The sequence below is a fragment of the Nocardia wallacei genome, from assembly GCF_029869545.1.
GTDB lineage: Bacteria > Actinomycetota > Actinomycetes > Mycobacteriales > Mycobacteriaceae > Nocardia > Nocardia wallacei_A.
This window is the reverse complement of sequence record NZ_JARWQD010000189.1, coordinates 1-2,201: the sequence shown is the minus strand read 5'-3', so window position 1 is coordinate 2,201 and position 2,201 is coordinate 1. Positions and strand designations below refer to the sequence as shown.

At 69.4% G+C, this 2,201-nt stretch carries 3 protein-coding genes; all 3 read right to left on the bottom strand.

The window, feature by feature from the left end:
• Positions 1 to 105: 105 nt before the first annotated feature.
• Positions 106 to 414, bottom strand: coding sequence for an ATP/GTP-binding protein (locus tag QH290_RS15875; RefSeq protein WP_280383610.1), 309 nt, complete (start codon positions 412 to 414; stop codon positions 106 to 108).
• Between the two features lie 8 nt (positions 415 to 422).
• Positions 423 to 1,100, bottom strand: a complete 678-nt coding sequence (gene nucS, locus QH290_RS15870; protein ID WP_280266884.1) for an endonuclease NucS — start codon at positions 1,098 to 1,100, stop codon at positions 423 to 425.
• A gap of 138 nt (positions 1,101 to 1,238) precedes the next feature.
• A complete protein-coding gene (locus QH290_RS15865; RefSeq protein WP_280266883.1) occupies positions 1,239 to 1,961 on the bottom strand; it encodes a rhomboid-like protein in 723 nt (240 codons plus the stop codon).
• Positions 1,962 to 2,201: the final 240 nt, after the last annotated feature.

The window sequence follows — 2,201 nt, the reverse complement described above, 5'->3', positions numbered from 1 at the left end:
CCCCCGCGCCCGCCCCCCCCCCCCCCCCCCCCCCCCCCCCCCCCCCCCCCCCCCCCCCCCCCCCCCCCCCCCCCCCGGGGGGCCCCCCTTCCTTATTTCTCCCGCTCAGGACCAGCGGCGGGTGATGGTGCGGGTGCGTCTGCCCTTCCAGCAGCCGGTGTGCCAGTGACGGCGGTCGTCCTCGCCGCCGTACTCCTGCCAGGCGACGATATGCGCTGTGCCGGGCGGGATTTCGTGATCGCAGCCCGGGCAGCGATAGGTCTTCGTCGCGCGGGAGCCGGGGATCGTGCGGACCACGTAGGTTTCCTCGCCGTCCGGTCCGCGCTCGGTGCGCCCGAAGACGTCGCCGAGCGGGCGCGGTTCGCGCTGGAACCGCGCCGGCGACTGCTTGGGACGCGGTTTCCGGCGGGGCATACTCGGACCTAGAACAACCGGAACTCGTCGCTCTCGGTGCCGCGCAGAGCGTCGTAATCCAGTGTCAGGCAACGGATTCCACGGTCGGTCGCGAGGGTCTTGGCCTGCGGCTTGATCTGCTGCGCGGCGAAGACGCCGGTGACCGGGGCCAGCAGCGGGTCGCGGTTCAGCAGTTCCAGATACCGGGTCAGTTGCTCGACGCCGTCGATCTCGCCGCGGCGCTTGATCTCCACGGCCACCGTGGCGCCGTCGGCGTCGCGGCACAGGATGTCCACCGGCCCGATCGCCGTCATGTATTCGCGCCGGATGAGCGAGTATCCGGGGCCGAGGGTTTCGATGTGCTCGGCCAGCAGTTCCTGCAGATGGGCCTCCACGCCGTCCTTGACCAGCCCCGGGTCCACGCCCAGCTCGTGTTCGGAGTCGTGCTCGATGTCCTCGACGGTGATCCGCAGTTCCTCGCCCGCCTTATTGGTCACCACCCACAGCTTGGCGGCCTCGGTTTCGCTGTCGCGCTCCTCCAGCCGACAGGGCGGGCTCATCCAGTTCAGCGGCTTGTAGGAGCCTCCGTCGGAATGCACCAGCACCGAACCGTCGGCCTTCATCATCAGTAGCCGGCGAGCCATCGGGAGGTGGGCGGTGAGCCGACCGACGTAGTCGACCTGACAGCGAGCAATCACGAGGCGCACCGGTCGAGTGTAATGACCGGCCGCCACGCGGCCGTACCGGCATAGGTTCCCGGGCGATTCGCGCAGTGTGCGAGCGCCGCCCAGCGATTGGCTCGTGCATCGGACAGCCGAGTGCCGTGGCGACGGCCGACAGTCCGCTCAACCCACGAGCATCAGGTAGCCGAGCGCCGTGGCGACGGCCAGCAGTCCACATTCGAACCGGGTCAGCCCGGGTGCGCGGATCCGGTGGGTTCGCAGCAGCCACAGGCCGACCAGCAGGCCGATGCCGAGCGCCACCAGATGCCCGACGTTGGTGAACGTGCGGCCCATCGCCACGCCGGAGATCGCGACGGCCAGCCACGTGATCGACCAGGTGGCGCGCCACCGCTGCGGTACCAGCACCACGAAGGCACCGATCACCGCCATGGCGCCGTAGCTGATGCCGACGTCCTCGGCCGTCGTAATGCTGATCGACACCCAATCCGCCGTGACCGCCACCCACAGCCCGGCCGCGACGAGCAGCGTGGCCCCGACATGACCGGCGACGAAGATGCGGATCGTGGTCAGCGCGCCGAACCGCAGCTCGGCCAGCGCGAGCAGGCAGACCAGCAGCGGAATGACCAGCGCGGCGACAGCACCGTCGCCGACCACGAGGGCGCTGGCGACGAGCGTGCCGAAGCGCCCGTCCAGCAGATTGCTCAGGTTGGAGCTGGCGTGCAGGATCACCTTGGTCTCTGCCGCGTCGCCCAGCGCTGCCAGCACCGCGGCCACGGCGATCAGCATGGCCGCGTAGCCGTAGGTGACGGGCAGGCAGAACCGGCGCCATCCGGTACGGATCGGGCCGGACGCGGGAGCAACCCCAGCCGTTGCCTGACCGGCCATCTGCATCTTTCCTTCCTGCGCAGCCTCGCTGGTTCCCGGATCTACCCGTCCATCATGCAACCGAGGCCGTTCGCGCAGGTTTCCATTACCTATGAAATGTCTGTGAATCCGGTCTTCGGCCGTATCCGGATATGGCGAAGGGCCCCCCCGGATGGGGGGGGGGGTAGGGGAATATTTTAAGGCGGGGTGGTAGAATCCCACACCCCGTCGAGGGGAGGTCCAACGGGGGAGGTGTGGGTA